The sequence below is a fragment of the Aeromonas sp. 3P genome (genome assembly GCF_051919745.1).
GTDB classification, from domain to species: Bacteria; Pseudomonadota; Gammaproteobacteria; order Enterobacterales; family Aeromonadaceae; genus Aeromonas; species Aeromonas veronii.
Map to the genome: position 1 here is coordinate 2,510,673 of NZ_JBQBED010000001.1, position 24,138 is coordinate 2,534,810.

At 61.9% G+C, this 24,138-nt stretch carries 24 protein-coding genes and 2 pseudogenes; 10 read left to right on the plus strand and 16 right to left on the minus strand.

Annotation, left to right across the window (positions count from 1 at the left end; genetic code table 11):
• The first annotated feature begins 68 nt into the window (after positions 1 to 68).
• Together ACTG19_RS11485 and ACTG19_RS11490 are read left to right on the plus strand one after the other, a co-directional pair.
• On the plus strand, positions 69 to 722 hold the full coding sequence (locus ACTG19_RS11485; protein ID WP_005339863.1) for a potassium channel family protein: 654 nt from the start codon (positions 69 to 71) through the stop codon (positions 720 to 722).
• A pseudogene (locus ACTG19_RS11490) lies at positions 719 to 2,073 on the plus strand (TrkH family potassium uptake protein). The gene ACTG19_RS11485 and the pseudogene ACTG19_RS11490 overlap by 4 nt, the downstream one beginning before the upstream one ends.
• 41 nt (positions 2,074 to 2,114) lie before the next feature.
• On the opposite strand, the gene ACTG19_RS11495 reads toward ACTG19_RS11490, so the two are convergent.
• Positions 2,115 to 2,945, minus strand: a complete 831-nt coding sequence (locus tag ACTG19_RS11495) for an AraC family transcriptional regulator (protein ID WP_113740348.1) — start codon at positions 2,943 to 2,945, stop codon at positions 2,115 to 2,117.
• 101 nt (positions 2,946 to 3,046) lie between these two features.
• On the opposite strand from ACTG19_RS11495, the gene ACTG19_RS11500 reads away from it, so the two are divergent.
• Positions 3,047 to 3,580: a carboxymuconolactone decarboxylase family protein gene (locus ACTG19_RS11500; protein ID WP_043823097.1), complete on the plus strand. Its 534-nt coding sequence runs from the start codon at positions 3,047 to 3,049 to the stop codon at positions 3,578 to 3,580.
• Between the two features lie 13 nt (positions 3,581 to 3,593).
• Positions 3,594 to 4,034, plus strand: coding sequence for a DUF417 family protein (locus tag ACTG19_RS11505; RefSeq protein WP_113740347.1), 441 nt, complete (start codon positions 3,594 to 3,596; stop codon positions 4,032 to 4,034).
• A 40-nt stretch (positions 4,035 to 4,074) separates the two neighbouring features.
• Here ACTG19_RS11505 and ACTG19_RS11510 read toward each other — a convergent pair whose 3' ends face one another.
• The 3 genes from ACTG19_RS11510 to ACTG19_RS11520 form a co-directional block, all read right to left on the minus strand.
• A complete protein-coding gene (locus ACTG19_RS11510) occupies positions 4,075 to 6,048 on the minus strand; it encodes a DNA topoisomerase III (RefSeq protein ID WP_113740346.1) in 1,974 nt (657 codons plus the stop codon).
• A gap of 67 nt (positions 6,049 to 6,115) precedes the next feature.
• Entirely contained in the window at positions 6,116 to 6,613 is a 498-nt protein-coding gene (locus ACTG19_RS11515; RefSeq protein WP_042054822.1) for a response regulator, read from the minus strand.
• 55 nt (positions 6,614 to 6,668) lie between these two features.
• Complete coding sequence (locus ACTG19_RS11520; RefSeq protein WP_064337518.1) at positions 6,669 to 8,636, minus strand: ATP-binding protein; 1,968 nt, start codon at positions 8,634 to 8,636, stop codon at positions 6,669 to 6,671.
• A gap of 276 nt (positions 8,637 to 8,912) precedes the next feature.
• Between ACTG19_RS11520 and ACTG19_RS11525 the strand changes: the two genes are divergently transcribed.
• Positions 8,913 to 10,043: a NapC/NirT family cytochrome c gene (locus ACTG19_RS11525; RefSeq protein ID WP_005339847.1), complete on the plus strand. Its 1,131-nt coding sequence runs from the start codon at positions 8,913 to 8,915 to the stop codon at positions 10,041 to 10,043.
• Positions 10,044 to 10,066: 23 nt separating this feature from the next.
• Complete coding sequence (gene torA / locus ACTG19_RS11530) at positions 10,067 to 12,547, plus strand: trimethylamine-N-oxide reductase TorA (protein ID WP_113740345.1); 2,481 nt, start codon at positions 10,067 to 10,069, stop codon at positions 12,545 to 12,547.
• An 85-nt stretch (positions 12,548 to 12,632) separates the two neighbouring features.
• Here torA and ACTG19_RS11535 read toward each other — a convergent pair whose 3' ends face one another.
• Genes ACTG19_RS11535 through ACTG19_RS11550 form a run of 4 tightly spaced genes read right to left on the minus strand, consistent with a single transcriptional unit; the run spans position 12,633 to position 15,498 of the window.
• Positions 12,633 to 13,094 (minus strand): hypothetical protein, encoded by a 462-nt coding sequence (locus ACTG19_RS11535; RefSeq protein WP_005341871.1) that lies wholly within the window; start codon positions 13,092 to 13,094, stop codon positions 12,633 to 12,635.
• 41 nt (positions 13,095 to 13,135) lie between these two features.
• A complete protein-coding gene (locus ACTG19_RS11540) occupies positions 13,136 to 14,485 on the minus strand; it encodes a sensor histidine kinase (RefSeq protein WP_005339828.1) in 1,350 nt (449 codons plus the stop codon).
• Positions 14,482 to 15,138 (minus strand): response regulator transcription factor, encoded by a 657-nt coding sequence (locus tag ACTG19_RS11545; RefSeq protein WP_005339826.1) that lies wholly within the window; start codon positions 15,136 to 15,138, stop codon positions 14,482 to 14,484. Before ACTG19_RS11545 ends, ACTG19_RS11540 begins: the two co-directional genes overlap by 4 nt.
• A gap of 21 nt (positions 15,139 to 15,159) precedes the next feature.
• Positions 15,160 to 15,498 carry a PepSY domain-containing protein gene (locus tag ACTG19_RS11550; RefSeq protein ID WP_005341875.1) on the minus strand — a complete coding sequence of 113 codons (339 nt, stop codon included), beginning with the start codon at positions 15,496 to 15,498 and terminating at the stop codon, positions 15,160 to 15,162.
• A gap of 63 nt (positions 15,499 to 15,561) precedes the next feature.
• Here ACTG19_RS11550 and ACTG19_RS11555 point away from each other — a divergent pair, with 63 nt between their 5' ends.
• Positions 15,562 to 15,810, plus strand: coding sequence for a PepSY domain-containing protein (locus tag ACTG19_RS11555; protein ID WP_013724184.1), 249 nt, complete (start codon positions 15,562 to 15,564; stop codon positions 15,808 to 15,810).
• Here ACTG19_RS11555 and msrQ read toward each other — a convergent pair.
• Both msrQ and msrP read right to left on the minus strand, forming a co-directional pair.
• Entirely contained in the window at positions 15,807 to 16,433 is a 627-nt protein-coding gene (gene msrQ, locus ACTG19_RS11560) for a protein-methionine-sulfoxide reductase heme-binding subunit MsrQ (protein ID WP_201990930.1), read from the minus strand. The two genes, ACTG19_RS11555 and msrQ, sit on opposite strands and share 4 nt — an antisense overlap.
• On the minus strand, positions 16,424 to 17,425 hold the full coding sequence (gene msrP / locus ACTG19_RS11565) for a protein-methionine-sulfoxide reductase catalytic subunit MsrP (protein WP_439989092.1): 1,002 nt from the start codon (positions 17,423 to 17,425) through the stop codon (positions 16,424 to 16,426). Before msrP ends, msrQ begins: the two co-directional genes overlap by 10 nt.
• A gap of 368 nt (positions 17,426 to 17,793) precedes the next feature.
• On the opposite strand from msrP, the gene ACTG19_RS11570 reads away from it, so the two are divergent.
• Positions 17,794 to 18,276 (plus strand): DUF1097 domain-containing protein, encoded by a 483-nt coding sequence (locus ACTG19_RS11570; protein ID WP_005339809.1) that lies wholly within the window; start codon positions 17,794 to 17,796, stop codon positions 18,274 to 18,276.
• A 1-nt stretch (position 18,277) separates the two neighbouring features.
• Here the strand turns inward: ACTG19_RS11570 and ACTG19_RS11575 are convergent, their stop codons facing one another.
• The 4 genes and pseudogenes from ACTG19_RS11575 to cydH all read right to left on the minus strand — a co-directional run bounded on the left by ACTG19_RS11575 (position 18,278) and on the right by cydH (position 21,674).
• Entirely contained in the window at positions 18,278 to 19,558 is a 1,281-nt protein-coding gene (locus ACTG19_RS11575; RefSeq protein ID WP_005339807.1) for a sigma 54-interacting transcriptional regulator, read from the minus strand.
• Positions 19,555 to 20,073: a hypothetical protein gene (locus tag ACTG19_RS11580; RefSeq protein WP_040070048.1), complete on the minus strand. Its 519-nt coding sequence runs from the start codon at positions 20,071 to 20,073 to the stop codon at positions 19,555 to 19,557. Before ACTG19_RS11580 ends, ACTG19_RS11575 begins: the two co-directional genes overlap by 4 nt.
• Positions 20,074 to 20,078: 5 nt before the next feature.
• A pseudogene (locus tag ACTG19_RS11585) lies at positions 20,079 to 21,478 on the minus strand (sensor histidine kinase).
• A 103-nt stretch (positions 21,479 to 21,581) separates the two neighbouring features.
• Positions 21,582 to 21,674, minus strand: a complete 93-nt coding sequence (gene cydH, locus ACTG19_RS11590) for a cytochrome bd-I oxidase subunit CydH (RefSeq protein WP_005339800.1) — start codon at positions 21,672 to 21,674, stop codon at positions 21,582 to 21,584.
• A gap of 124 nt (positions 21,675 to 21,798) precedes the next feature.
• Here cydH and ACTG19_RS11595 point away from each other — a divergent pair, with 124 nt between their 5' ends.
• The gene (locus tag ACTG19_RS11595) at positions 21,799 to 22,374 is read left to right on the plus strand and encodes a 2-amino-4-hydroxy-6-hydroxymethyldihydropteridine diphosphokinase (protein WP_113740341.1); all 576 of its coding nucleotides are present in this window, start codon (positions 21,799 to 21,801) and stop codon (positions 22,372 to 22,374) included.
• Here the strand turns inward: ACTG19_RS11595 and ACTG19_RS11600 are convergent.
• A complete protein-coding gene (locus ACTG19_RS11600) occupies positions 22,300 to 23,004 on the minus strand; it encodes an SDR family oxidoreductase (RefSeq protein WP_439989093.1) in 705 nt (234 codons plus the stop codon). The two genes, ACTG19_RS11595 and ACTG19_RS11600, sit on opposite strands and share 75 nt — an antisense overlap.
• Before the next feature lie 162 nt (positions 23,005 to 23,166).
• Between ACTG19_RS11600 and ACTG19_RS11605 the strand changes: the two genes are divergently transcribed.
• Positions 23,167 to 23,571 (plus strand): CBS domain-containing protein, encoded by a 405-nt coding sequence (locus ACTG19_RS11605; protein WP_005356342.1) that lies wholly within the window; start codon positions 23,167 to 23,169, stop codon positions 23,569 to 23,571.
• Here ACTG19_RS11605 and ACTG19_RS11610 read toward each other — a convergent pair.
• Positions 23,568 to 24,104, minus strand: a complete 537-nt coding sequence (locus tag ACTG19_RS11610; RefSeq protein ID WP_005357578.1) for a DUF2301 domain-containing membrane protein — start codon at positions 24,102 to 24,104, stop codon at positions 23,568 to 23,570. The two genes, ACTG19_RS11605 and ACTG19_RS11610, sit on opposite strands and share 4 nt — an antisense overlap.
• Between the last annotated feature and the right edge of the window lie 34 nt (positions 24,105 to 24,138).

The window sequence follows — 24,138 nt, forward strand, 5'->3', positions numbered from 1 at the left end:
ACCCGAGCCCTTTTCGGGGGAATAGCAGTGGTTTAGAGTAGGCGACTTCAACTGCTGAGGAATAACTCATGAACAACCAGTTTGCCGTCATCGGCCTGGGCCTGTTTGGCAGCGCGCTGTGCGAAGAGCTGCAACGGCAAGATGCCGAAGTACTGGCCATCGATATCGACGAGAGCAAGACCCGGCAAATCGCCGCCCTCTGCAATCACGTGATCGTGGCGGATGCCACCGATGAGGCCACCGTGGCCGAGCTGGGACTGGCCAATTTCGATATCGTCTTCGTTGCCATCGGTGACAACCTGGAGACCAGCATCCTCACTACCCTCGTCTTGAAAGAGGCAGGCGTGAAGAAGGTGTGGGTCAAGGCACGCGACAAGTTCCACGCCAAGATCCTGCAGAAAGTGGGCGCCGACAAGGTGATCAACCCGGAGTGGGACATGGGCCGCCGGGTCGCCCAGAGCATGCTGGACAACCGGCTGTTCGACTATCTGGAGCTGGGCCACGACATGGTGCTGACCGAGTTCGTGATTGGCCTGCAACAGAATGGCCGGGAACTGGGCGACTTCCACCTGCTGCAACAGAGCGATTTCCAGCTGCTCGCCATCAAGCGTGGTGATGTGCTGCACAACGTACTGACCGGCAAGATGGAGCTGCAACTGGGCGACATCCTGATCCTGGCGGGCAACAAGCACGCTATCGACCACTGGCTCGAAACTCTATGATCAACTGGCGCAGCAGCTACGCCTTCGCCCTCCATCGGGAGCAGGACTCTCGCTGGAGCGAAGCCCGGCTGATCCTCGGCAGCTTTCTGATCATTCTGCTGATTGGCACCATCTTTCTGGTGCAACCCTCCAGCCACAATGGCGAGGTTACCTTCGTCAACGCCCTGTTTACCGCCACCTCGGCCATCAGCGTGACAGGTCTTGGCGTGGTGGATACCGGCACCGCCTTCACCCTGCAGGGGCAGATTTTCCTGCTGATGCTGATGGAGATCGGCGGTCTGGGCCAGATGACCATGACCCTGCTGCTGATCGCCATCTTCAGCAAGCGGGTCGGTCTGCGCCAGCAGGTACTGGCCAAGGAGGCGCTGGGACAGGAAGGCTCGGTCAACATCATTCAGCTGGTCAAACGGATCGTGCTGTTCGCCTTTATTGCCCAACTGATCGGCACCGGCATCATGGCGATCCGCTGGGTGCCCGAGATGGGGTGGGTGCACGGCCTCTATGTCAGCTTCTTCCACGCAGTATCGGCCTTCAACAACGCCGGGTTTTCGCTGTTTGCCAACAACCTGATGGACTATAGGGACGACCCCATCATCAGCCTGACCATCGCCGGTCTGCTGATCCTGGGGGGATCGGCTTTACCGTCATCGTCGATCTGGTGCGCAACCGCCGCTGGCGCAAGCTGAAGCTGCACAGCAAGCTGATGCTGCTGATGACCCCGGCCCTGCTGCTGGCCGGTACCCTGATGTTCTGGCTGCTGGAACACAACAACCCCGGCACCCTCGGCAAGGCCGGTGTCGGTGGCCAGCTGCTGGCTGCCTTCTTCCAGTCTGCCAGTGCCCGTACCGCCGGTTTCAATACCATAGATATCGGGCTGATGACCCCGGCGGCGTTGCTGTTCCTGATGATGTTGATGTTTATCGGTGCCGGTGCCACCTCGACCGGTGGTGGTATCAAAGTCACCACCTTCGCAGTCGTGCTGCTGGCGACCAAGGCATTTCTGACCAAACGGCCCCATGTCACCGCTTTTGGCCGCACCCTGTCGCCCCAGATCGTGACACGCTCGCTGGCCATCATCATCGTCAGCACCATGGTGCTGATGCTGGCGATGTTCCTGCTGATGGTGACCGAGGATCTGCCGTTCGACAAAATCATGTTCGAGACCATCTCGGCATTTGCCACCGTCGGCCTCTCTACCGGCATCACAGCCTCCCTGAGCGAGCCGGGCAAGCTGATCCTGGTACTGGTGATGATCTGCGGCCGTCTCGGCCCGCTGACCCTGGCCTTTATGCTGGCCCGCCCGGTCGAGACCCGCATCCGTTATCCGGAAGAGAACGTCTATACCGGCTGACCAGCCATGAACACGGGGCAGCCACTGGCTGCCCCGTTTTTTTATTCGGCTTGTTGCTGCGCCTTGAGCCAGCGCCCCGGGCTCACCCCCAGCTCCCGCTCGAATGCCCTACCAAAGGCAACACTGCTGCTGTATCCCGCACCCAGCGCCACCTGCGCCATAGGCTCCCCCACCAGCAGTTGCTGGCAGGCGCGCGCCATGCGCCAGCGGGTCAGATAACCCAGCGGCGCTTGACCGACCCGCTCCTGAAACCTCGCGGCAAAGCGGGCCCGCGACATGCCGGCCTCCCGCGCCAGCGTGGCCACCGTCCAGGGTTCATCCCCACGCTGATGCATCACCGAGATCGCCTTGGCCAACTGGGGATCGGAAATACCTGCCAGCATCCCCTGCTGACACACCCCTTGCTCGACCAGATGACGCAGCAGCAGGATCAACAGTACCTCCAGCAAGCGGGAGATCAGCGGATCCTGCCCGTAGCGGGGGTGAAACGCCTCGTCAAACAGCTGACTCAGCACCGGCGTCAGGACAGGCAACTCACGTAGCGGCAGCACCAGCGAGCCCGGTAATGCCAGTTGCAACGGCGATGCGCCCCCCTTGCCGAATACGACATTGGCGCACACCAAATCACACCCCCCCAGCGTTCTGGGTTCAAGCTTGTGAGGACGTCCCCGAGGGAACAGGATCAGGGTCGGCTCCTCGAGCAGCAAGCTGGCGCCCCCCTCTTCACGCAGCATGACGGCACCGCTGCGCAGCAGATGAAGATGTCCGCCACTCGGATAATCATCACTGGAGGAGTTCTGGCACAGGTTGCCGGCGAAGAAGATCTTGGCTTCGGGGGAGGCATGAACCAACAGGGCAGAGAGCGGATCCATATTTGAGACGAATAGTATTTATTTGCAGACGATGAGTGATAAACCGTATCACGAATGACGGCACACTGTCTCCCGTACCTTCACTACCACAGGAGAAGATCATGAGCCGTATCCAACCCGTATCCCAGCCGCAACCCGCAGCCGCCCAGACCCTGGCCACCCTGCAACGCAATCTGGGCATGGTGCCCAACCTCTACGCCACCCTGGCCCACTCGCCAGCCCTGCTCAATGGCTTCCTGGCCTTTGCCGAGGCTCTTGGCAAGGGGCGTCTCACTGCCCCACAACGGGAGTTGCTGGCACTGGCCATAGGTCAAGCCAACGCCTGCCAATACTGTTTGTCTGCCCACACACTGCTCGCGGGCAAGGCTGGATTCTCGGCACAGGAGATCCGGGCTGCCCGACTCGGCCAGGCCTCGGCTCCCCTTGATCACGCCCTGCTGCAACTGGCAACAGCGCTGGTCAACCAGCGCGGGGTGATCAGTGACGAGCAGCTTGCTAGCGCCCGGGCCGCAGGCGTAGATGACGAGCTGCTGCTGGAGGTGCTCGGCCAGGTGGTGGTCAATACCCTGACCAACTATGGCAACCACCTGGCGGCGACCGAGATCGACTTCCCGCCCGTCACTCTGACCCCTTAAACAAGGAGCCCCCATGCAGCAACATGACAAAGGCTTTCTGGTCGCTCTGGCGGGCGTGGTATTGACCCTGCTCTGGATCGGCGTCTTCAAGTTTACCCCGACAGAGGCAGCCGCCATCAAACCACTGGTAGCGAGCCACCCCTTGATGAGCTGGCTCTATGGCCCCCTGTCGGAACAGAGCGTATCGAACCTGATCGGGGTGGTCGAGATAGTGATCGCCATCGGACTGGTCGTGGGTCTGTGGCAACCTCGCATCGGTTACTGGAGCAGCATGGGGGCTATCGTCACCTTCCTGGCGACGCTGAGCTTCCTGCTGACTCTGACAGGTGTCTGGAAAGTGGTTGATGGCGTGCCAGTCACCGAGTTCTTCCTGTTCAAGGATCTGGTGTTTCTCGGTGTGATTCTGCACTACCAGCACAGGATCCGTGCCAGCTTGTCCACTCAGGCAGCCTGACAACAATGCCTTTGGCGCCCAGGATGGGCGCCTTTTTTCGTTATGCAGCCCTGGTCTGGCGTTTGCTGGCCGTCTTGCGCGGTAGGGGCCCGCCAGTCGTGCTGGTTGCCGGACTCTTGCGCCAGGTAAAACGCCGCTTGCTGGTGCCCGGCACCTCCTTGGGCAGGGCGCTGAAGCTGGCGCCGGAGTCCTGCCGCGCCCCCTCGATCAGGCCGTTGAGCTGCTCGGTGAGCGGCCCCATAAACTGCTGGTAGCTGCCGTGGCGCTCGGCGATCTGGCCGAGGCTCTGCTCCCACAGCGCCGTCATATCCGGCGTGGTAGCTGTCGCGGGCAACGCCTGAACCAGCGCCCGTCCGGTCGGGGTCGCCTTGATGCTCTTGCCCTGACGCACCAGAAAGCGGCGCTTGAACAGCAGGTCAATGATACCGGCCCGGGTCGCTTCTGTGCCGAGCCCATCGGTGTCGCGCAGGGTCTTGCGGATCTCGGGATCCTGCACATAGCGGGCGATGCCGGTCATGGCCGCCAGCAGGGTGGCATCGGTGAACGACTTGGGCGGCTGGGTCATTTTCTCCTGCAGTTCGCCCCGCTCGCAGAGCAGTTGCTCTCCCTCTTTCAGGGCAGGCAGCGTGCCCGCCTTCTCTTCGTCGTCATCCTCCTCCACCCCGAGCAGCGCCTTCCAGCCCGCCTTGAGGATTCGCCGCGCCTTGGCCTGAAACAGGCCACCGGCGATGCGCAGCAGCACCTTGCTGTCGTTGTATTCGAACGGGGGATAGAACTGCAGCAGATACTGTCGGGCAATCAGGCCATAGAGCTTTGCCTCGTCGGCCCCCAGCGTGGCGGGGTTGCCCTGCTTCTCGGTGGGGATGATGGCGTGGTGGGCATCCACCTTGCTATCGTTCCACGCCTTGCTGCGGATCTTGCCGTCTGCCTCGCTCACCGCCTTGGCCAGCGCAGGCGCTGTGGCGGCGATGGCGCCGCGCACCTGCTCGGCCCGCTTGAAATGGTCGGTCGGCAGATAACGGCTGTCGGAGCGCGGATAGGTGATGAGCTTGTGACGCTCGTAGAGGCTTTGGCAGATGTCGAGCACCCGCTTGGCATCCATGCCGAAGCGCTTGGCGGCATCGATCTGCAGGCTGGAGAGGTTGTAGGGCAGCGGCGCCGCCTGCTTGCGGGCCTGCTCCTCCACCGATTCGACTTGCGCAGGCTGGCCGTTGATCCGGCTCACCACCTTGTCGGCCAGCGCCCGGTTGAGCACCCGCCCCTCCTCGTCCTGCCAGGGCAGACAGGCTTCCGATGGCAGCCACTTGGCGGTGAAGCGCTCGTTGCCCTCGGTCAGCAGATGGGCCAGCACCTCGTAGAAGGGTTTGGGCACGAAGGCCTCGATCTCGAGATCCCGCCGCACCACCAGCCCCAGCAGCGGGGTCTGCACCCGGCCAACCGAGAGCAGCTCACTGCAACCCGCCTTGCGTCCGAGCAGGGTGTAGGCGCGGGTCATGTTGATGCCATAGAGCCAGTCAGCCCGACTGCGGGCCAGTGCGGAAACCGCCAGCGGCACGAACTCCTTGTTGTCTCTGAGCTTGTCGAGGGCGCGGCGCACCGCGGGCGGGTTGAGATCGCTGATGAGACAACGCTGCACCGGCTTGGTTTTCGGGTAGCCGAGAAAGTCGATCACCTCGTCCACCAGCAGTTGCCCTTCCCTGTCTGGGTCACCGGCGTTGACCACGCAGTCGGCCTGCTTGATCAGCCGCTTGATGACGGTGAGCTGGGTTTTGGTCTTGGGCTTGGCCACCAGCTGCCACTGGGCGGGGATGATGGGGAGATGCTCCATCCGCCACTGCTTGAAGGCGGCGTCATAGACATCGGGCTCGGCCTGCTCCAGCAGATGGCCGATGCACCAGGTGACCACATCCCCCTGGGCTGTTTCGATAAAACCGTCGCCCTTCTTGTGGGGCTTGGGCAGGGCATCGGCAATGGCGCGGCCCAGCGTGGGCTTCTCGGCGATAAAGAGTCGCATCGGTGGCTACCTGCAATACTGTATATGCAGACAGTATACAACTGCCACCGCGAAAGCCCAACTGCCCCTACTCGTCGAACGGGTGATCGTGGATGGCGGCAAACAGCCGCGCCTGATTGAGCAGCGGCGCATAGTGGAAGGCATTTTCGCCATCTTCCGCCAGCAGGTAGTCGGTCAGCTGTTCGCGCACCGCCTCTTGCAGGGTCTCCAGCTTCCACGGTTTGGCAAGGTAGTAGTGCAACCCGCCGCGATTGACCGCTTCGACGGTGGCCTCCAGCCCCGCTTGTCCGGTCAGCAGCAATTTGCGACTGGCGCGGGTAGTGGCACGCCGGTTCAGCTCCACCAGAAAATCGACCCCCAGGGTTCCCGGCATGATGTGGTCACAAAGGATCAGCGCCAGCTTGTTGCCGTCGCGCTCCCACTCCTCCACCACCGCACGCGCCTCATCGACGCTCTCGGCGGCTTCCAGTTCGAAGTGGGAACGGAACGGGGCGAGATCGTGGATCACCGCATCCAGCACCTCCCGCTCATCATCCACACACAGGATCAGATAGTGTTTGTTCATTGCTCCTCCTTGGCGACATGGTTTGGCACGCCGCGCGATTGATGCTGGCCACGGCTCAGGCCGCATGCTCCTTGTTGTGATGAGGTTCGCCCCCGTAACCGGCCTGCCCCATGCCGTCCAGCGGCAGACAGACCCGCATCCGGGTGTAACGGCCCGGTTCGGAGGCCACCTCGATCCGGCCGTGGTGCTGCTGAACTATCTGCAGCGAAACGCTCAGACCAATCCCGAGGCCGAAATGTCCCTCCCGCTTGGTGGTGAAGTTGAGATCGAAGATCCGCTGCCACAGCTCGGGCTCGATGCCGCAACCGCTATCCTCGATCTCCACCATGACCCACTCGGGATCCAGCAACCCGGTGCGAATAGTGAGTCGCCCCGGGCCGCTCATGGCATCCAGACTGTTGGCGATCAGGTTGGTCCACACCTGTTGCAGGGCGATAGGGTGACAGCGCACCAGCGGCAGCGGCTGGTACTCCTTGCAGAGCTCATGATGCTTGAGGCGGTTTTCGAAAATCATCAGGGTATCTTCCAGCCCCTCGTGCAGGTCTACCAGCGAGGGCTCGGCCCGATCCTGCCGGGCATACTGCTTGAGGCTCTTGACCAGATCACCGATGCGACGGGCACACACTTCGATATTGCGCAGGAAGCTGCCAGTCTGCTGGAACAGCTCCAGCCGGGAGAGCAGCGCCTCCCGCTCGGCGGCGGTGCGGCTGGCAAACCAGCGCTGCCAGTTCAGCTCGTCATCCAGATTCATCTGCACCGCCAGCCGCGCCTGCTGACGATCGCCAAAGCGCCCCTCCGCCTGCCGGGTCTTGTCACGGATCTCGCTGGTCGAGACCGGCTGGGAGGAGAGCGCCTGACAGAGGGTCTGGTTGCCCAGCCCCTTGATGGAGGCAGGTAGTTCGAGATTGACCAGATCGGGGATGGCGGCCCGCAGGGTCTCGCTGCCACGGATAATGGCCGCCACCGGGTTGTTCAGCTCGTGGGCGACACCGGCCACCAGCTGACCCAGCATCGCCATCTTTTCGCTCTCCACCAGCTGGGCGTGAGCGGCGTCGAGGGAGTTGAGGGTCTGTTGCAGCCGCATCTCGGTGCGGATGCTGTTTTGCAGACGGCGGTTGAAGTGGCGCAGCAGCAGGTTGGTAAAGGAGGGGAGCAGTTCGCTGCGCGCCTGCATCACCCGGGAGAATTGCAGCTTGTCGAGCTTGATCACCTCGGCACCGGTCAGAGTCACGCCGGTGGTGAAGGCGGGTTCTCCAGTCACGAAGGACATGCCCCCCACCAGCGAGCCGGTGCGGTAGTGCACCACCTCCTGATCGATCCCCTGCTCGTCCCGCTTGCGCAGCACCACCTCCCCCTTGGCGATAAACCAGAGAAAGCTGTTGGGCTCCCCCTCGCGTGTCAGCACATGGCCCGGGCTGTAGTGGCGGCAGACCCGCTCCTCGTCATTGCCCTCGAAAAACTGGTAGAGGCCGTCGATCACCACCCGCGACAGCTCTTCATCGCTGCAGTGGGTGTAATCCATAAAGCCCTGCCGATAGGCTGCCAACTGGCGATCGACGTGGGCTCGCAGCAGCTTCTGGTTGTCGAGCACGGCAGCATAGCTCAGCAGGTCCGCCTCGGGACGCTGCAATACAAAGTGGCTCGCCTGCTCGATCACCGCCCGGCGCAGGCTGCCATCACGCCAGGGGCGTTGCAGGTAGTAGTCGAGACGACCGAGGTTCACTGCCTCGATGATCGATTTCATCTCCGGCTGACTGCCCAGCAGGATCTTGCGGCACGCCTCGTGACGGCTGCCGAGGCGGATCAGAAAATCGGCCCCTCGCCCATCCCCCAGCTCGCTGTCACACACCACCACGGCGGGTGGCTGCCCCTTGCGATCCAGTTCGTCCAATGCCAGCTCCGCCGACCCCTGACCGACCACCACCACCAGCGCGAAATGGCCGAGCAGCGGAGCCAACTCCTGTTCGAATTCGGCCAGCAGTTGCACGTTGGCGGCGACACACAGCAGTGAGAAAGGGCTCATCAGCGACACTCCGTTGAGGCTCACTGCTCACTATATCAGCGAATCTTGTGGGGTTTTGCGAGGGGGCTAACAGCTGTCGCGGAAAGTGCACAAATAGATAAAACAGAAAACAATTGAATTTAATTCGATAAATATATCAACAACAAAACAAAAGACAGAATGTGACAACAATCAAAAATATAAACCATGATGGAGGTCAACGCCTTATCCCTATCATTACTACTACTATTGGACTAGTACTATGTAGGTAATTATTGACCGTAGGAAAACGCCGCCATGATTGGAAAACTGATAAGAAAAACCTGGTTCTGGCTCCTGCTGCTCGGGGCCCTGCTGGGTGTCGCGGCACTGGGTGTCACCGTGACCGTGCTGCACAAGACCAGCTCCACCGAATTCTGCGTCTCCTGCCACTCCATGCAGACTCCGCTCGCCGAGTATCAGGGCAGTGTCCACTTCCAGAACACCAAGGGGATCCGCGCCGAGTGCGCCGACTGCCACATCCCGGGCGACCCCACCTCCTACCTGTGGACCAAGATCCGCGCCGTGAAGGATATCTATCACGAGGCGATCGGCACCCTGGATACCCCGGAAAAGTATGAAGCCCACAAGCTGCGGATGGCCCAGTCCGTCTGGGACGAGCTGAAAGCCAACGACTCCGCCACCTGCCGCAGCTGCCACAGCTACGAGGCGATGGACATTCTGGCCCAGCGCCCCAATGCCCGCGCCGAGCACCCGGTCGCCATCAAGGAGGGCCAGACCTGTATCGACTGCCACCGCGGTGTCGCCCACATCATGCCTGACATGAGCGGCCTGGCTGCCGCCGGTGCCAGCGAGCTGGCGCAGGCTGCGGCCCAGACTCCGGCCAACGTCACCACCCGCTACGCCATCGCCACCACCCCGCTGTTCCTCGATGCCGCCGCCAAGACCGACGAAGGCACCCTGATGCCCTCCACCAAGGTGGAAGTGCTGGCCAACGAAAACGGCCGCGCCAAGGTGCAGATCGAAGGCTGGCAACAGGATGGTGTGAGCGAAGTATTCTACGCCGCACCGGGCAAACGGATCCTCAGCGTACTGGTCGGCGATGCCGCCAAGAAAGCGCTGGTCACCGGCCAGAGCGAAACCGACAGCGCCACCAACCTCACCTGGCATCAGGTCAAGCTGACCGCCTGGGTCGACCAGAGCCAGCTCATCGGCGATCAGGGCAAGCTGTGGCAATACGCCTCCACCCTGATGTCCAACAACTGTACCGGCTGCCACGGCCTCACCGCGCTGGATCACTTCAATGCCAACCAGTGGATCGGCGTCATCAAGGGGATGGAATCTCGTACCTCCCTGACCCCGGAACAGGCTCGCATGTTGACCCAGTATGTCCAGAAACACGCCAGTGACATGAGCGCGGCCCACTAAGGCTGGCACAGAGGATAACCGTTATGACTTTTTTCAATGACAAGAAGACCAATCTGTCCCGCCGCAACCTGCTCAAGGGGCTCGGCGCCTGCGCAGCCCTGCCCCTGCTCGGCGGCATTTTTCCCAAGAGTGCGCTGGCACAAGCCATCAGCACCGCATTGAGTCAGTTCCCGACTCTGGTGCCCGCCCAGAAGGGCATTCTGACCGGCGCCCACTGGGGTGCTTTCGAGGCGATCGTCGAAGATGGTCGCATGGTGCGCGTCCAGCCGGTGGCCGATGATCCGGCGCCGAACGATCTCATCGACATGGCGCCGTTCCAGGTGCACGCCAAGAACCGCATCAAGTACCCCATGGTACGCAAGAGTTGGCTGGAGCACGGCCCGGGCGCCAAGCCCGAGCTGCGCGGCGCCGACGAGTGGGTGCGGGTGAGCTGGGAGAAAGCCATCGAACTGGTGGCCGGTGAAATCCAGCGGGTTCAGAGTGACTTCGGTCCGCAGGCGATCCACGCCGGTTCCTATGGCTGGAAAAGCGTCGGCATGTTCCACAACAGCCGTACCCTGCTGCACCGCCTGATGAACCTCTCCGGCGGCTTCACCGGTTATGCCGGTGACTACTCCACCGGCGCGGCTCAGGTGATCATGTCCCACGTGATGGGCTCCATCGAGGTGTACGAGCAGCAGACCGCCTGGCCCAACGTGGTCGAGAACGCCGAACTGGTTGTACTGTGGGGGGTCAATGCTCAGGTCACCCTGAAGAACAGCTGGAACATGCCAGATCACGAAGGTCAGGCCGGCTTCAAGGCGCTGAAAGAGAAAGGCACCCGCGTCATCAGCATCGATCCGGTCTACAACGAGACCGCCAAGCTGGTCGGCGCCGAGTGGATTGCCCCGAACGCCTACACCGACGTGGCCATGATGCTGGGTGTGGCCCACACCCTCTACAGCGAGAAGAAGCACGATCAGGCCTTCCTCGATCGCTACACCGTCGGCTTCGACAAGTTCCTCGCCTATCTGCTCGGCAAGGATGACGGTCAGCCGAAGAGCGCCGAATGGGCGAGCACTGTCTGCGGCGTCGATGCCAAGGTTATTCGCCAGCTAGCCCTCGATATGGCCGCCAAGCGCACCATGATCATGGCCGGTTGGGGCATGCAGCGTCAGCAGCACGGCGAACAGCCGAACTGGATGCTGGTCACTCTGGCCTCCATGCTGGGCCAGATCGGCCTGCCGGGCGGCGGCTACGGCTTCAGCTACCACTACTCCTCCGGTGGCAGCCCCACCGCCAAGGGCGGCATTCTGGCGGGGATCTCCGCCGGCAATGCACCGAAGAACAGCCCGGCCCCGATCCCGGTGGCCCGCATCGCCGACTGTCTCGCCAACCCGGGCAAGACCATCGATTTCAACGGCCGCAAGGTGACCTATCCGGACATCAAGCTGGTCTACGTGGCGGGCGGCAACCCCTTCCACCACCATCAGGACACCAACAACCTGCTGCAGGCGTGGCGCAAGCCGCAGACCGTGATCGTTCACGAGCCTTACTGGACCGCTACCGCCAAGCACGCCGATATCGTGCTGCCGGTCACCACCAGCTACGAGCGCAACGATCTGGAGATGGGCGGCGACTACTCCCAGCGCTATGTGTTCCCGATGCACCAGTGCGTGCCGCCCCAGCACGAGTCCCGCAACGACTTCGACATCTTCAGCGCCATCGCCGCCAAACTGGGTGTGCAGGAGCAGTACACCGAAGGGAAGGATGAGATGCTGTGGCTCAAGCAGATGTACGACGGCATGGCGGCGCAGGCCCGCGGTGCCCGCGTGGCGCTGCCGCCGTTCAACATGTTCTGGGAGTCCAACAACTACATCCGCTTCCCGATCCCCGAGGCCAACCGCCAGTGGATCCGTCACGCCGATTTTCGCGAGAATCCGCTGCTCAATCCGCTCGGCACCCCGTCCGGCAAGATCGAGATCTTCTCCAACACGGTGGCGGGGATGGGTTATGCCGACTGCGCTGGCTATCCCAAGTGGTATGAGCCCAAGGAGTGGGTGAAGAGCGAGGTGGCGGCACGCTATCCGCTGTCGCTCAACACCTCCCACCCGACCCAGCGGCTGCACTCCCAGCTCGACAACACCCCGCTGCGGGACAAGTTCGCCATCGCCGACCGCGAGGCAATCATGATCCATCCGCTGGATGCCAAGGCTCGTGGCATCGCCCAGGGGGATCTGGTGCGCGCCTTCAACGAGCGCGGCCAGATTTTGGTGGGCGCCCTGCTCTCCGAGGATGTGCGCCAAGGGGTGGTGCGGATCTGCGAAGGGGCCTGGTATGACCCGGCCAAGCCGGGCGAAGCGGGCAGCATCTGCAAGAACGGCAACGTCAACTGCCTCACCTTCGACGAAGGCTCGTCCAGTCTGGCACAGGGCAACTGCGGCCACATGGCCCAGTTGCAGATCGAGAAGTACACAGGACCTGTGCTGGCCAACACCGCCCACGCGGTACCGGCCAACGGCTAAGGCGATTGCCACCCAATAAAAACGGCGCCATCAAGGCGCCGTTTCTTTATCTGTCTGCCAAAGAGCACACATAGTCCGGACAGATTTAAAAATCCCCCTCTTCCATATACTCCTGCGCGCACTCCACCAGCTGCGGCCACAGCTCTTCCGGCACCCAGGCGTCCGGGTCATCTTCATCGCCATCGTACTGGCTCCAGAAGTAACGGCGCAGACCGGAAGCAAAGTCGTCGCTGATCTCCGCCAGCTCCGAGAGTGGCCCCAACCAGGCGATGCGGCGCAAGCCGGAGGCGAGATCGTTGATAGCATCCATCAGGGTGCGATCGTCAAAGCTCTGCTCCACCAGCAGGGTGAAGCGCTCACGCGCCTGTTCAGTCTGCTCCTCGTCCAGCTCGCCCACATCGGCCAGCAGATCGACATAATCTTCCAGCAGATAGGCAATCAGGCCATCCCGATCTTCAAACCACTGGATCTGGGCGCCCTTGACCCCCAGTACAGAGGCATCGAATGAATCGTCAAGATGGCACAGGGCCCACGGATCGTCGGTCATGGTTCTCTTCCTCAGGCTAAAACAAATGCCATATCTTATGCCTAGCTCTCGACCCTTGCCACCTTGGGCAACGAGAGGGAGGCGGCCAGCCCGCCCAGTTCGGCGCGGCCCATAATAAAGCTGCCTCGATAGGCTTCCGCCAGATCGGATACGATGTTGAGACCGAGACCGGAACCCGGCACCTTCTCGTCGAGCCGCACCCCGCGCAGCACCGCCTTGGCGATCTGATCCTCGCTCATGCCGGGGCCGTCATCCTCGATACGCAGGGTGATCCAGCCCCCCAGCTCGGCGCTGGAGATACGCAGCTCGCTGGCTGACCACTTGAAGGCGTTCTCCAGCAAATTGCCCACCATCTCGTCGAAATCCTGCTCCTCCACCCCGACCGCCAGATTGGCGGGCACTTGCAGATCCACCGTCTTGCCCGGATAGAGGCGGGAGAAGGCGCGGCAGATATACTCTACCCGCGCCCGCACCGGGGTCGAGACCCCGAGGATCTTGGCGGCGCCGGTCACCCGCGCCTTGCCGAGGTGGTAGTCGATATGGCGCTGGATCTGGTCGAGCTGCTCGCCGATGGCGGCCTGATCCTCCGGCGGCAATTGAGCCACCTGATTGCGCATGATGCTGAGCGGCGTCTTGAGGGCGTGGGCCAGATTGCCGGTGTGGGATCGCGCCCGCTGCAGCAGCTCGCCGTAGTGGTGCAGCAGCCGGTTGATATCCTCCACCAGCGGCTGGATCTCCAGCGGATAGCGCAGCCGGAAGCCCTCCTGATGGCCCTCGTGAACCCGCCCCAGTTCGCGGCGCAGCAGGTGCAGCGGCCGCAAGCCGTAGACGATCTGGAACATGAAGCCGAGCACCAGGCCGGCGGCGGCAAAGCCGAGGCCGAGGAAGAGGCTGATGCGGGTCTTGTTGAGGGTCTGGGTCAGGGCACTGCTGTCCTTGGCCATCACCAGAGTGAAGACCCGATCCGAACCGGGCAGCAGCACGGTACGGGTCATGATCAGCAGCGGCTCCTTGTTGGGCCCCTTGCCGACGAAGAGGTCGGGATCGCCAAAGGCGGACTTGAGGCCGTCGCTCTTCAGATTGGTATCCCACAGGGAACGGGAGCGCCCCACCACATCGCGGCCCAACTCCAGCTGCCAGTAGTAGCCGGAGTAGGGTTGATTGAAACGGGGATCGGAGAGGGAGCCGGTGACCACCGGCAGGCCGGTTTTGGCCACTTCCAGCCGGGAGAGCAGATCATAGAGCTGCAGGCGCAGACCGTCGGCCTCCGCCTCCTGCCAGTAGTTGCGCATCATAGTCTGCAGGCTGAAACCGGTGGCGAACAGAAACAGCCCGCACCACACCAGCGCGATGGCGACCAGCCGCCCCCGCAGGGTTCTGACCAGCCTCATTCGTTGATCCGGTACCCGAGGCCGCGCACTGTCTCAATCAGATCGGGGTTGGTTTTCTTGCGGATCCGGCCGATGAACACCTCCACGGTATTGGAGTCACGGTCAAAATCCTGAGCATAGATGTGGTCGATCAGCTCGCTGCGTGATACCACCTTGCCCCTGTGCTGCATCAGGTAACCCAGCACTCGGAACTCGTGGGCGGTCAGCTTGATGGGGGTCCCTTCGTACCACACCTGCGACGCCGCCATGTCGAGCCGCACCCCGCCGATCTCCAGAATGGAGCTGGCGTTGCCCGCCGCCCGGCGCACCAGTGCATGGACCCGCGCCACCAGCTCGGCCACCTGGAACGGCTTGGTAAGGTAGTCATCGGCACCGGCGTTGAGCCCCTCGATCTTCTCGTGCAGCTGGCCGCGGGCGGTCAGCACCAGCACCGGGGTATCGATCCCCTTGCTGCGCCACTCCTTCAGCACGCTCAGGCCATCCCGACCAGGCAAGCCGAGGTCGAGAATGATGGCATCGTAAGGTTCTGTCTCTCCGAGAAAACCGGCCTCGTTGCCATCGTGGCAGAGGTCGGTGACAAAGCCGGATAGGCGCAGCTGTTCGGCCAGCTGGCCAGCCAGAATTTTTTCGTCTTCAACAATCAGAATTCGCATGAACAGGCTTCCACACAGGGGTTATTCATCATCCTCGACCGGGGGCTTTGGCGGTTCGAACAACCGCTCCAGATGGTGGCCCTTGGCCCACACCAGCTCAAGGTTGTCAGCCCGATAGGCCACCTTGATCACGCTATTCTCCCGATCGATGACTCGCAGTTCATAGAGCCAGATACCATCCTCTTCCCCCAGATCCACCCGCAACACCCGCACCGGCAATCTGGCCGCCACCTCCATCATTTCATGGAAGGGCCGAACCCGTCCCTCATGGACAGCTTGCTGCAGCTGGGCTTCATCAGGCGTGACCGCCTGTGCCAGCAACGGCAGCAATAACCCAAGCAGAGGGAGCGCTCTATTCATGGATGATTCATCTCCAAAAACCTAACATAATGGCGTTTATAGTCTGCCAGCCATGAATCCGGAATGAATATGATCCCGCGCAGTTTCCTGCTGATCCTTTGCCTGTTGAGTGCCACAAGCTGGGCGGCCCAGAGCCGTCTCGACATGGCCGGGCTGGTCAAACTCCTGCTGGCGCAAGGGTATCACGACATTCGGGAAGTGGAGCTGGAAGGGGACAAATTCGAGGTCAAAACCCTCAATCGCCAGGATCAGAAGGTGCATCTCATCGTCGATGCCTACACTGGCGAGATCAAACAACAAGAGGCCGATTAGGCCTCTTTTGCATTCCAGCGTCCCCGCATGGGGCGCAGCAGCTTCTCCCGCCTCGGCCAGAGCAGGGCGCAGGCCAGCAGCAGGTAGATGAGGGGCTCCCCCCAACCGCTCTTGAGCGACCACCAGTAGTGCACCGGCACCAGCAAGGCGATGACATAGACCCAGTTGTGCAGCTTCTGCCATGCGGCGCCCATGCGGCGCTGCAATGCGGGCAGCGAAGTGATGCTTAGGGCGGCCAGCAGCAGCAATGCCACCATCCCCACCACTATGTAGCTGCGCTTGACCAGCTCGCCGCCAATCAGCCCCCAGTCAAACTGCAGATCCAACCCCAGCCACGCCATGAAGTGGAGCAGCGCCCAGGCAAAACACCAGAGCCCGAGGGGGCGGCGCAGCTTGATGAGCTGCCCGTGCCGCCAGCGCTTGGCCAGCGGTGACACCAGCAGGGTGAGCAGCAGCAGGTTGAGCGCCCCCTTGCCGAGGTAGTGGATAAGCTCGGGCACCGGATCGCCCCCCAGCAGGCCTGCCGGAATGGCAAACCCCAGCCAGAGCAGGAAGCCGAGAGAGCCCAGATGCACCAGCACCCGCAAGCCGCTGATATGGGCCGGTTTCAATCTCAATACCATTGGCGCAGATCCATCCCCTGATAGAGCGAGGCGACTTCATCACCATAGCCGTTGAACATCAGGGTCGGCTGACGCTTGGCGCCAAACACTCCGCCTTCGCCGATGAAACGCTCGCTGGCCTGACTCCAGCGCGGGTGATCCACCTGCGGATTGACGTTGGCGTAGAAGCCATATTCGTTGGGAGCCAGCAGGTTCCAGGTGGTCGGCGGCATCTCCTCCACCAGCCGGATCGAGACGATGCTCTTGATGCTCTTGAAGCCGTACTTCCACGGCACCACCAAGCGGATCGGCGCGCCATTCTGGGCGGGCAGGGTCTTGCCATAGAGCCCCATCGCAAGGAAAGAGAGAGGGTGCATCGCCTCGTCGATACGCAGCCCTTCGACGTAGGGATACTCGATGCCGCCCCCCAGACTGGAGGCCTGCCCCGGCAGCTGTTTCGGATCAAACAGGGTTTCGAAGGCAACAAACTTGGCGCGACTGGTGGGCTCGGCACGGCGGATGATCTCCGCCAGCGAGATGCCGTTCCAGGGCAGCACCATGGACCAGGCTTCGACACAGCGCAGTCGGTAGATCCGCTCCTCCAGCTCGCTCTTGTTGATGAGGTCCCACACATCGAGGGTAAAGGGCTTGGCCACCTCCCCCTCCACCTTGAGGGTCCAGGGTTCGGGCTTGAGGTAATGGCCGTTGCGAGCCGGGTCGGACTTGTCGGTGCCCAGCTCATAGAAGTTGTTGTAACTGGTGGCCTTCTCTTCCGGTGTCAGCACCAGATTGGCCGGGCGATCGGCAGGCTTGCTGTTGATCGGTTTGGTGGCTAACTGGGGAGCATCCTCTTTACCGCGCAGCAGATCGAGCACACCGGCATGAGTGGGAAACGCCAGGGTGGCCGCGCCCAGACCCAGCCCTTTGAGAATAAGGCGGCGGTCCTGATAGACGGCTTCCGGGGTGACATCCTGTTCGGTGAGGGGGTGGACGGTACGACGCTTGATCAACATGAAAAACTCCCGGGGCTGAGTGAGGCAGTATGGATAAGACCCGCCCCGGCAGATTTTTATTTCACACAAATTTACATCATGTGGTGCAGGGGCAGTGCCTTGGCCATGGTGCCGACCAGAAACAGGACTACGAACACCAGCAGGGGAACGATCACATTTGGCGCCATCAGACTCACTCCATGAGCAGGACAGGGCCTCTAACTATGGCCGACTGTCAGGCCGGTCACCAATGAATTTTTTTCGCGAGCGCAAGCGTATTCCTGAGTTGAAAAGGGTGATGCAGATCACACACAATTCGGCCCCCGCTTGCCGCCCCGATTGCCGGGGGTAGGCTGCCCATTTTGCGAAGCCAACTGAAGAGTCGCCCCATGAGCCCACTGATCGCCATCGCCATCACCACTGGAATTCTCTCCGCCGTCTGGGGCTGGATTGCCGTCGCGTTCGGCCTTATCTCCTGGGTCGGCTTTCTCGGCTGCACCAGCTATTTCGCGTCAAGCGGCGGCTACAAGGCGCTGCTGCAGACCATCTTCTGCAACACCAGCGGCATGCTGTGGGCACTGCTGCTGATCCATGGCGACAGCCTGTGGGGAGCGGGCGTGGCGGGTTATGTGATGACGGGGGTAGTCGCAACCCTGATGTGCGTGCAGGCCAAGCAGCAGTGGCTCGGCTACATTCCCGGCACCTTTGCCGGTTGCTGTGCCACCTTCGGGGCGGCTGGCGAGTGGCGGCTGATCCTGCCCTCCCTCATCATTGGCGCCTTGTTCGGTTACCTGATGAAGGCGAGCGGCCTCTGGCTCTCCCATAAAACTCAAAAAGCCGATGCCGCTCCGGCGGTGGTTGATCCCGCCTGATTTATCCCTTCGATTTGAAGTTTGCAGCTTCGATACCGTGCCGATTCAATAACTTGTAGAAATCGGTACGGTTTCTGCCCGCCATGTTGGCCGCTAGGGTCACGTTGCCCTCGGTGGTGCGCAGCAAACGGATCAGATACTCCTTCTCGAATTCGGCCCGCGCCTCGTTGAACGAGGGGATGCCACCGCCACCACCGCTCAGGGCGGACTCCACCATGGAGACCCCGATCACCGGACTGCAACAGAGGCTGGCGAGCTGCTCCACCACGTTGCAGAGCTGGCGCACGTTGCCGGGCCAGGCAGCGGCCGCCAGCATCGCCAGCGACTCGGGCGAAAAACCCATGGCGGCGCAGTCGCTGTGGCGGCTACGGTAATCGTCGAGCGCCTGACGGGCCAGCAGGGGGATATCCTCGCTGCGGGCACTGAGAGACGGCAAGGTGATATTGGCAACGTTGAGACGGTAGAAGAGATCTTCCCGAAAGCGCCCCTCCTCCATCGCCTTGACCAGATCCTGATGGCTGGAGCTGAGCACCCTCACCTCCGGCGTACCCTGGCCATACTCCTCCATCACCTGCAGCAGCTTGGCCTGCAGGGATTCGGAGAGGCTGCCAATCTCGTCGAGAAACAGGGTCGCCCCCTTGGCCTGCTCGAACAGCCCTGACTGGCCATCTTCACCAAACAGCTGCAAGTCGAGTGACGCCCACGGAATGGCGGCACAGTTGATGGTATGGAGCGGCTTGTCGCGCCGCTGGCTGGCCTGATGCAGCGCCTGCGCCATCGCCCCCTTGCCGGAGCCTGACGGCCCCATGATCAGCACCGGCACCTCCATGGTCGCAATGCTATGGGCCTGGATCAGCAGCTGTTCCAGCTGGGGATTACGAGTCAAGATCAGCGACTGCCACTCCTGCTGCTGTTTCGGCCGCGTCAGACTCAACGCATGTTCGATGGTGGCGAACAGCTCATCCTTGTTGATGGGTTTGGTCAGAAAGCTGAAGACCCCGGAGCGGGTCGCCTGAATGGCGTCCGGGATAGTGCCGTGGGCGGTCATGATGATCACCGGCAAACCCAGCCACTGGGCCTGGATCCGCTCGAACAGCGCCAGACCGTCCATGCCGGCCATCCGCAGATCGCTCAGCACCAGATCGGCCCGTTGCTGACGCAACCGGTCGAGGGCTCCTTCCGCGCTGTCGGCGGTATCCACTTCATAACCCTGACTACGCAGCCGCATGCTCATCAGTTTGAGCAGGCTGACGTCGTCATCCACCAACAGGATCCGGCTCATGGTATTACCTCACGATTCTCGTTCAGCTTGCGCTGGTTGAGCTGGTCGTCGATAGCGGTCAGCTGCTCGATCTGGCGGCGCAGCCGCTGGATCTCCTGACTCTGGTCATCGCGACGGCTGTCGCGAGCCAGCAGCTGTTCGCCGAGGGCGATCCAGCTACGTAAAAAGGCCTGCGCATCGAGACCCAGTTCGGGCAGCATCTGCTTCAGGCGCGCCAGACCGGCGGTGCGATTGGCCACAGATTCGGCGGGGTGGGAGTCCACCATGGCCAGACTGACCCGGCTCTCCAGATCGTCAGCCCCTTTCAGACGCTGGCGCTCCTGCACCCGTTGCTGGGGGTGACTGGCCAGCAGCCAGTCGGAGTATTGCAGACGCACCTGCATCTCCTTGTTGGCAAACTCCATCCGCTTGGCAAAAGCGATATCGGAGGACTCCCGCTGTGCCTGTTGCGGCAGCAAGGAGCAACCCGCGAGCAGCCCTGCCATCAGAGCTGGAAATACGCGTTGTATCTTCATAGTCCTCATTTCAACGTCAACCTGAAACAGACATCCGCCTGTTCATCCTCTACCAGAACCAGTTCCCCCCCCAGGCTGTTGGCAGACTCGCGGGCGATGGAGAGGCCCATGCCCGAGCCTTTCAAGAGACCTTGCCGCACAGTGCTGCCCTGCTCGAAGGGTTCAAAAATACGTTGCTGATCGGCCACGGGGATCTTGGGCCCCTCGTTGGCCACTTCCAGCCAGCTTATCTGTTCATTCTGCCCTGCCCTGATCCAGATATTGCCCCCGCTGGCGCCGTAACTGACGGCGTTGGAGAAGAGGTTATCGAGGATCAGCCGTAGCCGGCAGGGCTCCGCCCACAGGGTAACCGGCACGGTCGGCAAGTGTACACGGATCTGCTTGGACTCCAATGCCAGCCGGTACTCGGCAGAAAGTTCCGACAACATCGGCAGCAGGGGGACGGGCTCCAGTTCGAAGGCCTCCTGCTGACTGAGCCGGTTGAAGTCGAGCAGCCGCTCGATCAGGGTCTGCAGGCGCCGACTGTTCTCGTCGAGCATCTGGCAGATCTCCAGCTGATCCGGCGTCAAAGGCCCGACCAGCTGCTCGCAGAGCAGATCCGTCCCCTCCCGCAGCACCGCCAGCGGGGTCTTGAGCTCGTGGGAAACATGACGCAGGAACTGGTATTTCTGCAGCTCCAGCTCCTTGAGTTTGTCGTGCAGCCAGACGATCCGCTCCCCCAACAATACCAGCTCGGCAGGGCCGTCAACCGGCTTGGGATCGGGTTCGACCCCGGCACCCAGACTCAAGATGCGCGACTCAATCTGTCGTACCGGGTGGATGATGAGGTAGGTGAAGATAAAGACCATCAGCAGGCTGAGCGCCGCCACCGCACCGCTCACCCACCAGAGCTCACTGGTCAGTCCGGCGATGGTGAGCTGCACCCGATCCATGTGTTCGTCAACCCGGCTGCGGGTGACTATTTCGAGCTGCTTGTTGGCATCGTTGAACTGCTCGAGCTTGTCCCCCGCTACCGCCGCCCGGGCCAGCGCGGCATCCTGCAGGCTGTCGAGCCAGGCCAGCCCCTGATCGAGCCCGCTGTAAAGCTGGCCGTCGGTGATGGAGTTGCGGTGTTCCGCCAGCAACACCCGATAACCATCGAGTTGCTGCTGGTAGCTGGTGAGACTGCGGCGATCCCCCAGCACCGCGAAGCGGCGCAAGGTGCGTTCGATATCGATGGCTTGCGCCGTCAGCAGGGTGGCGCGGCGGGTATCCTTGACCGCCCGCTCCATCTCGTCGCTGGTGAGCTGACTGAGGTGGGCAAGGGAGGTGCTGTTGTGCCAGATCATGCCGCCCAGCGGCATCAATACCAGCACAAATCCCATCAATACCACCTGCAGCAGGAGCGTGGGCGAACCTTGGTCATCATCTCTTCTCTTGCATTCTCACCGGTGCGCCAGCATAGCCGCACCGCCCCAAAAAACAAAACCGGCCAACAGGCCGGTTTGTATTATCTGGATTGTGGTGATTCACGCCAACGCGACAGAGGCCAGACAGATAATCATGATCATCGCCAGCGCGCCCGAGGCGGTCAACAGCGCCCATTTCAGCTCCACACTCATGCAAACCTCCTTTCTGCCAATCAGTGCCGGATCACAATAGATAAGACAATGTTAAGCCATAGTTAATCCGATAACCGTGAGCTGCGTATACATTTCAGATGAGCCCAACCCCGGGAAGGTGAGCATGTTCTATCTGTGTAGCATTGGTTCCAATATTGACCCGCATATCCATGTCAGCCGGGTGCTGGCCGAGCTGCTTGCCAACGTCGGCCCCCTGCGGCTGAGTTCGGTGATCCGCACCAAGCCGGTGGGAATGCACTCCAGCCACGACTTTCTCAACTGCCTGCTGGTGGTGGAGAGCCCGCTCGATGCCGCCAGCCTCAAGCAGTACTTTGTCGCCCTTGAAGTAGCTCACGGCCGGGATCGCAGCGATCCGCTCTGCAAGGTGCACGACCGGCCGCTCGACATCGATATTCTGGCCAGCAACAGGAGCGGTGACTTTGCCTCGGCAGAGGTCGATTCCTATCTTGCGGAGCTGCTGGCCGAGCTCTACGGCCATGGCGAGGTGCATGACCCCAAGGTGGCGCTGCAAGTGACGCTCCCTGCCCCGTCGGGCAAGCTCAAACCCGGCAAGGGCTTGCTGACCCGGCAGGTCGGGCTGGAGCCGCTGGTGCTTGGCAAATCTTCAGAGAGTGGCCAGCGCGCGCCCGCCATCTACCTTGATGCTGGCCCCCGTCATATAACTGTTCCCCATCAGTAACTGCACCGCCTGCCAGATGGGCTCAAGCCCCCCCTCCCGCGCCAGCGGTGTTTTCGCCAACACCTGCTGGCGCCATGCCTCGTCATGTTCATCGAGAAACAGAATGGGGCCCGGCTCTATGGTGTTGACTCGCACCGCAGGCGCCAGCTCCCGGGCAAAACTCGTGGCCAGCGAATGGGCTCCCGCCTTGGTGGCCACATAGCTGGCAAAACGGGGGGCCGGGGCATGAATATAGATATCGGTGATATGAATGATGCTGGCGTTGGGATTGCTGGCAAGCTGGGGGGCCAGCGCCCGGTTTAGCTGGAAGGGGGCTGCCATATGTACCCGGTAGAACTGCTCGAACTGGACCAGTTGCGCAGCCGGATCAGTTGCCTGCGGCTCGAAGGCCGAGGCGTTGTGGATCACCAGCGTCAGATCCTGATGGGCAGCCAGCACATCGATCAGCTTGCCAACGTCCTCTTCCCGACCAAAATCCGCCTGCACCAGCTCGACCCCCAGTGCTGCCAGCGTAGCCAGCTCCGGCCGCTCGCTGCGATAGCTGCCCGTCACCTGCCAACCCGCCGCCACCAGCTGTTCACAGAGATAAAATCCGAGTCGGCGGCCGCAGCCCGTAACCAATGCACGCATACGATCTCCTTTCCCTTTCATGGTCTTGCATGAACGAAGCCCGCCTGCCAGCGGATCACCGCCGATGGCCAGTGCCTATCAATCCCTGCGGCACAAGCCATTGGTCGCGGGCCACCCACCCACGTCATAGTGGCGGCATCCCCCTCTTGCGGAGTCACCACCATGCTGAAAGTACACCACCACATGGGTCGCCTGACCCACTCCCTCACTGCCGGACTCGGCCTGGCAGAAGCGCTGGATCGCCTGCATCAATCGGGTCTTGGCGGCCTGCCGGTACTGGATGAGCAGAAACGGCTGATCGGCTTTCTTTCCGAACAAGATTGCATCCCCAGCCTGCTCACCGGCAGCTACCACTGCGATACCCGCACCCGGGTGGAGGATCTGATGAACCGCTCGCCCCTCTCGGTCGGGCCGGATGAGAGCATTCTGGATCTGGCTCGCCAGATGGCCGATGCCAAACCCAAGATCTACCCGGTGCTGCAACAGGGCAAGGTGATCGGCATCATCAGCCGCCGTCAGGTGATGCAGGCCCTCAACCAGCAGATGAAGGTGTGCCAGCAGACCTAGATCTGGTAACGCCCCTTGTCACCGATATCGAAGTGCAGGGGCATTCGCCACTTGGCCAGCGCCAGCAAGGTCAACAGGGCCCCGCAGACCAGCGCCACCAGTGCGGCGGCCCACTCCACCCGCAACCACTCCAGCAGCCATAACGCCGGCAGCAATACGGGCACCAGCTTGATGCCGGGAATAGCGAAGCAAAACTGCTCCTTGAACGCCAGCCCGGAGAGGGTCGCCAAGGCCGCGCCCAGCACCAGCGCATCTGGTGCCCCCACCGCTGCCAGGGCCAGTGCACCCCAACCAAAACCCTGAAGAATCAGGCGAATCCGCTTGTCGTAGATATGCAGCGAGAAGCCGCAGATTGCGCTTGCCACTGCCAGCGACATCAACCATTGTGCCGACGGGAGCAATGCCATCCCGCTCAGCAGCGCCGCACCGCGGCAAAGCAGCAACAAGGCTGCCGCACTCAAGCCAAGGCGGTAGAGCGAGACGGTCAACTTGTCGATCCCGTCCAGCGGGCTCTCGATTTCAGGATTTGCCATAAACAGTCGCTTCTAACGGATCAGGTGCCATCCA

What these genes read in the sequence shown, in the direction of transcription:
- ACTG19_RS11485 (WP_005339863.1), top strand. Translation starts at nt 69, where the DNA reads ATGAACAACCAGTTTGCCGTCATCGGCCTGGGCCTGTTTGGCAGCGCG.
- ACTG19_RS11495 (WP_113740348.1), bottom strand. Translation starts at nt 2,945, where the DNA reads ATGGATCCGCTCTCTGCCCTGTTGGTTCATGCCTCCCCCGAAGCCAAG.
- ACTG19_RS11500 (WP_043823097.1), top strand. Translation starts at nt 3,047, where the DNA reads ATGAGCCGTATCCAACCCGTATCCCAGCCGCAACCCGCAGCCGCCCAG.
- ACTG19_RS11505 (WP_113740347.1), top strand. Translation starts at nt 3,594, where the DNA reads ATGCAGCAACATGACAAAGGCTTTCTGGTCGCTCTGGCGGGCGTGGTA.
- ACTG19_RS11510 (WP_113740346.1), bottom strand. Translation starts at nt 6,048, where the DNA reads ATGCGACTCTTTATCGCCGAGAAGCCCACGCTGGGCCGCGCCATTGCC.
- ACTG19_RS11515 (WP_042054822.1), bottom strand. Translation starts at nt 6,613, where the DNA reads ATGAACAAACACTATCTGATCCTGTGTGTGGATGATGAGCGGGAGGTG.
- ACTG19_RS11520 (WP_064337518.1), bottom strand. Translation starts at nt 8,636, where the DNA reads ATGAGCCCTTTCTCACTGCTGTGTGTCGCCGCCAACGTGCAACTGCTG.
- ACTG19_RS11525 (WP_005339847.1), top strand. Translation starts at nt 8,913, where the DNA reads ATGATTGGAAAACTGATAAGAAAAACCTGGTTCTGGCTCCTGCTGCTC.
- torA (WP_113740345.1), top strand. Translation starts at nt 10,067, where the DNA reads ATGACTTTTTTCAATGACAAGAAGACCAATCTGTCCCGCCGCAACCTG.
- ACTG19_RS11535 (WP_005341871.1), bottom strand. Translation starts at nt 13,094, where the DNA reads ATGACCGACGATCCGTGGGCCCTGTGCCATCTTGACGATTCATTCGAT.
- ACTG19_RS11540 (WP_005339828.1), bottom strand. Translation starts at nt 14,485, where the DNA reads ATGAGGCTGGTCAGAACCCTGCGGGGGCGGCTGGTCGCCATCGCGCTG.
- ACTG19_RS11545 (WP_005339826.1), bottom strand. Translation starts at nt 15,138, where the DNA reads ATGCGAATTCTGATTGTTGAAGACGAAAAAATTCTGGCTGGCCAGCTG.
- ACTG19_RS11550 (WP_005341875.1), bottom strand. Translation starts at nt 15,498, where the DNA reads ATGAATAGAGCGCTCCCTCTGCTTGGGTTATTGCTGCCGTTGCTGGCA.
- ACTG19_RS11555 (WP_013724184.1), top strand. Translation starts at nt 15,562, where the DNA reads ATGAATATGATCCCGCGCAGTTTCCTGCTGATCCTTTGCCTGTTGAGT.
- msrQ (WP_201990930.1), bottom strand. Translation starts at nt 16,433, where the DNA reads ATGGTATTGAGATTGAAACCGGCCCATATCAGCGGCTTGCGGGTGCTG.
- msrP (WP_439989092.1), bottom strand. Translation starts at nt 17,425, where the DNA reads ATGTTGATCAAGCGTCGTACCGTCCACCCCCTCACCGAACAGGATGTC.
- ACTG19_RS11570 (WP_005339809.1), top strand. Translation starts at nt 17,794, where the DNA reads ATGAGCCCACTGATCGCCATCGCCATCACCACTGGAATTCTCTCCGCC.
- ACTG19_RS11575 (WP_005339807.1), bottom strand. Translation starts at nt 19,558, where the DNA reads ATGAGCCGGATCCTGTTGGTGGATGACGACGTCAGCCTGCTCAAACTG.
- ACTG19_RS11580 (WP_040070048.1), bottom strand. Translation starts at nt 20,073, where the DNA reads ATGAAGATACAACGCGTATTTCCAGCTCTGATGGCAGGGCTGCTCGCG.
- cydH (WP_005339800.1), bottom strand. Translation starts at nt 21,674, where the DNA reads ATGAGTGTGGAGCTGAAATGGGCGCTGTTGACCGCCTCGGGCGCGCTG.
- ACTG19_RS11595 (WP_113740341.1), top strand. Translation starts at nt 21,799, where the DNA reads ATGTTCTATCTGTGTAGCATTGGTTCCAATATTGACCCGCATATCCAT.
- ACTG19_RS11600 (WP_439989093.1), bottom strand. Translation starts at nt 23,004, where the DNA reads ATGCGTGCATTGGTTACGGGCTGCGGCCGCCGACTCGGATTTTATCTC.
- ACTG19_RS11605 (WP_005356342.1), top strand. Translation starts at nt 23,167, where the DNA reads ATGCTGAAAGTACACCACCACATGGGTCGCCTGACCCACTCCCTCACT.
- ACTG19_RS11610 (WP_005357578.1), bottom strand. Translation starts at nt 24,104, where the DNA reads ATGGCAAATCCTGAAATCGAGAGCCCGCTGGACGGGATCGACAAGTTG.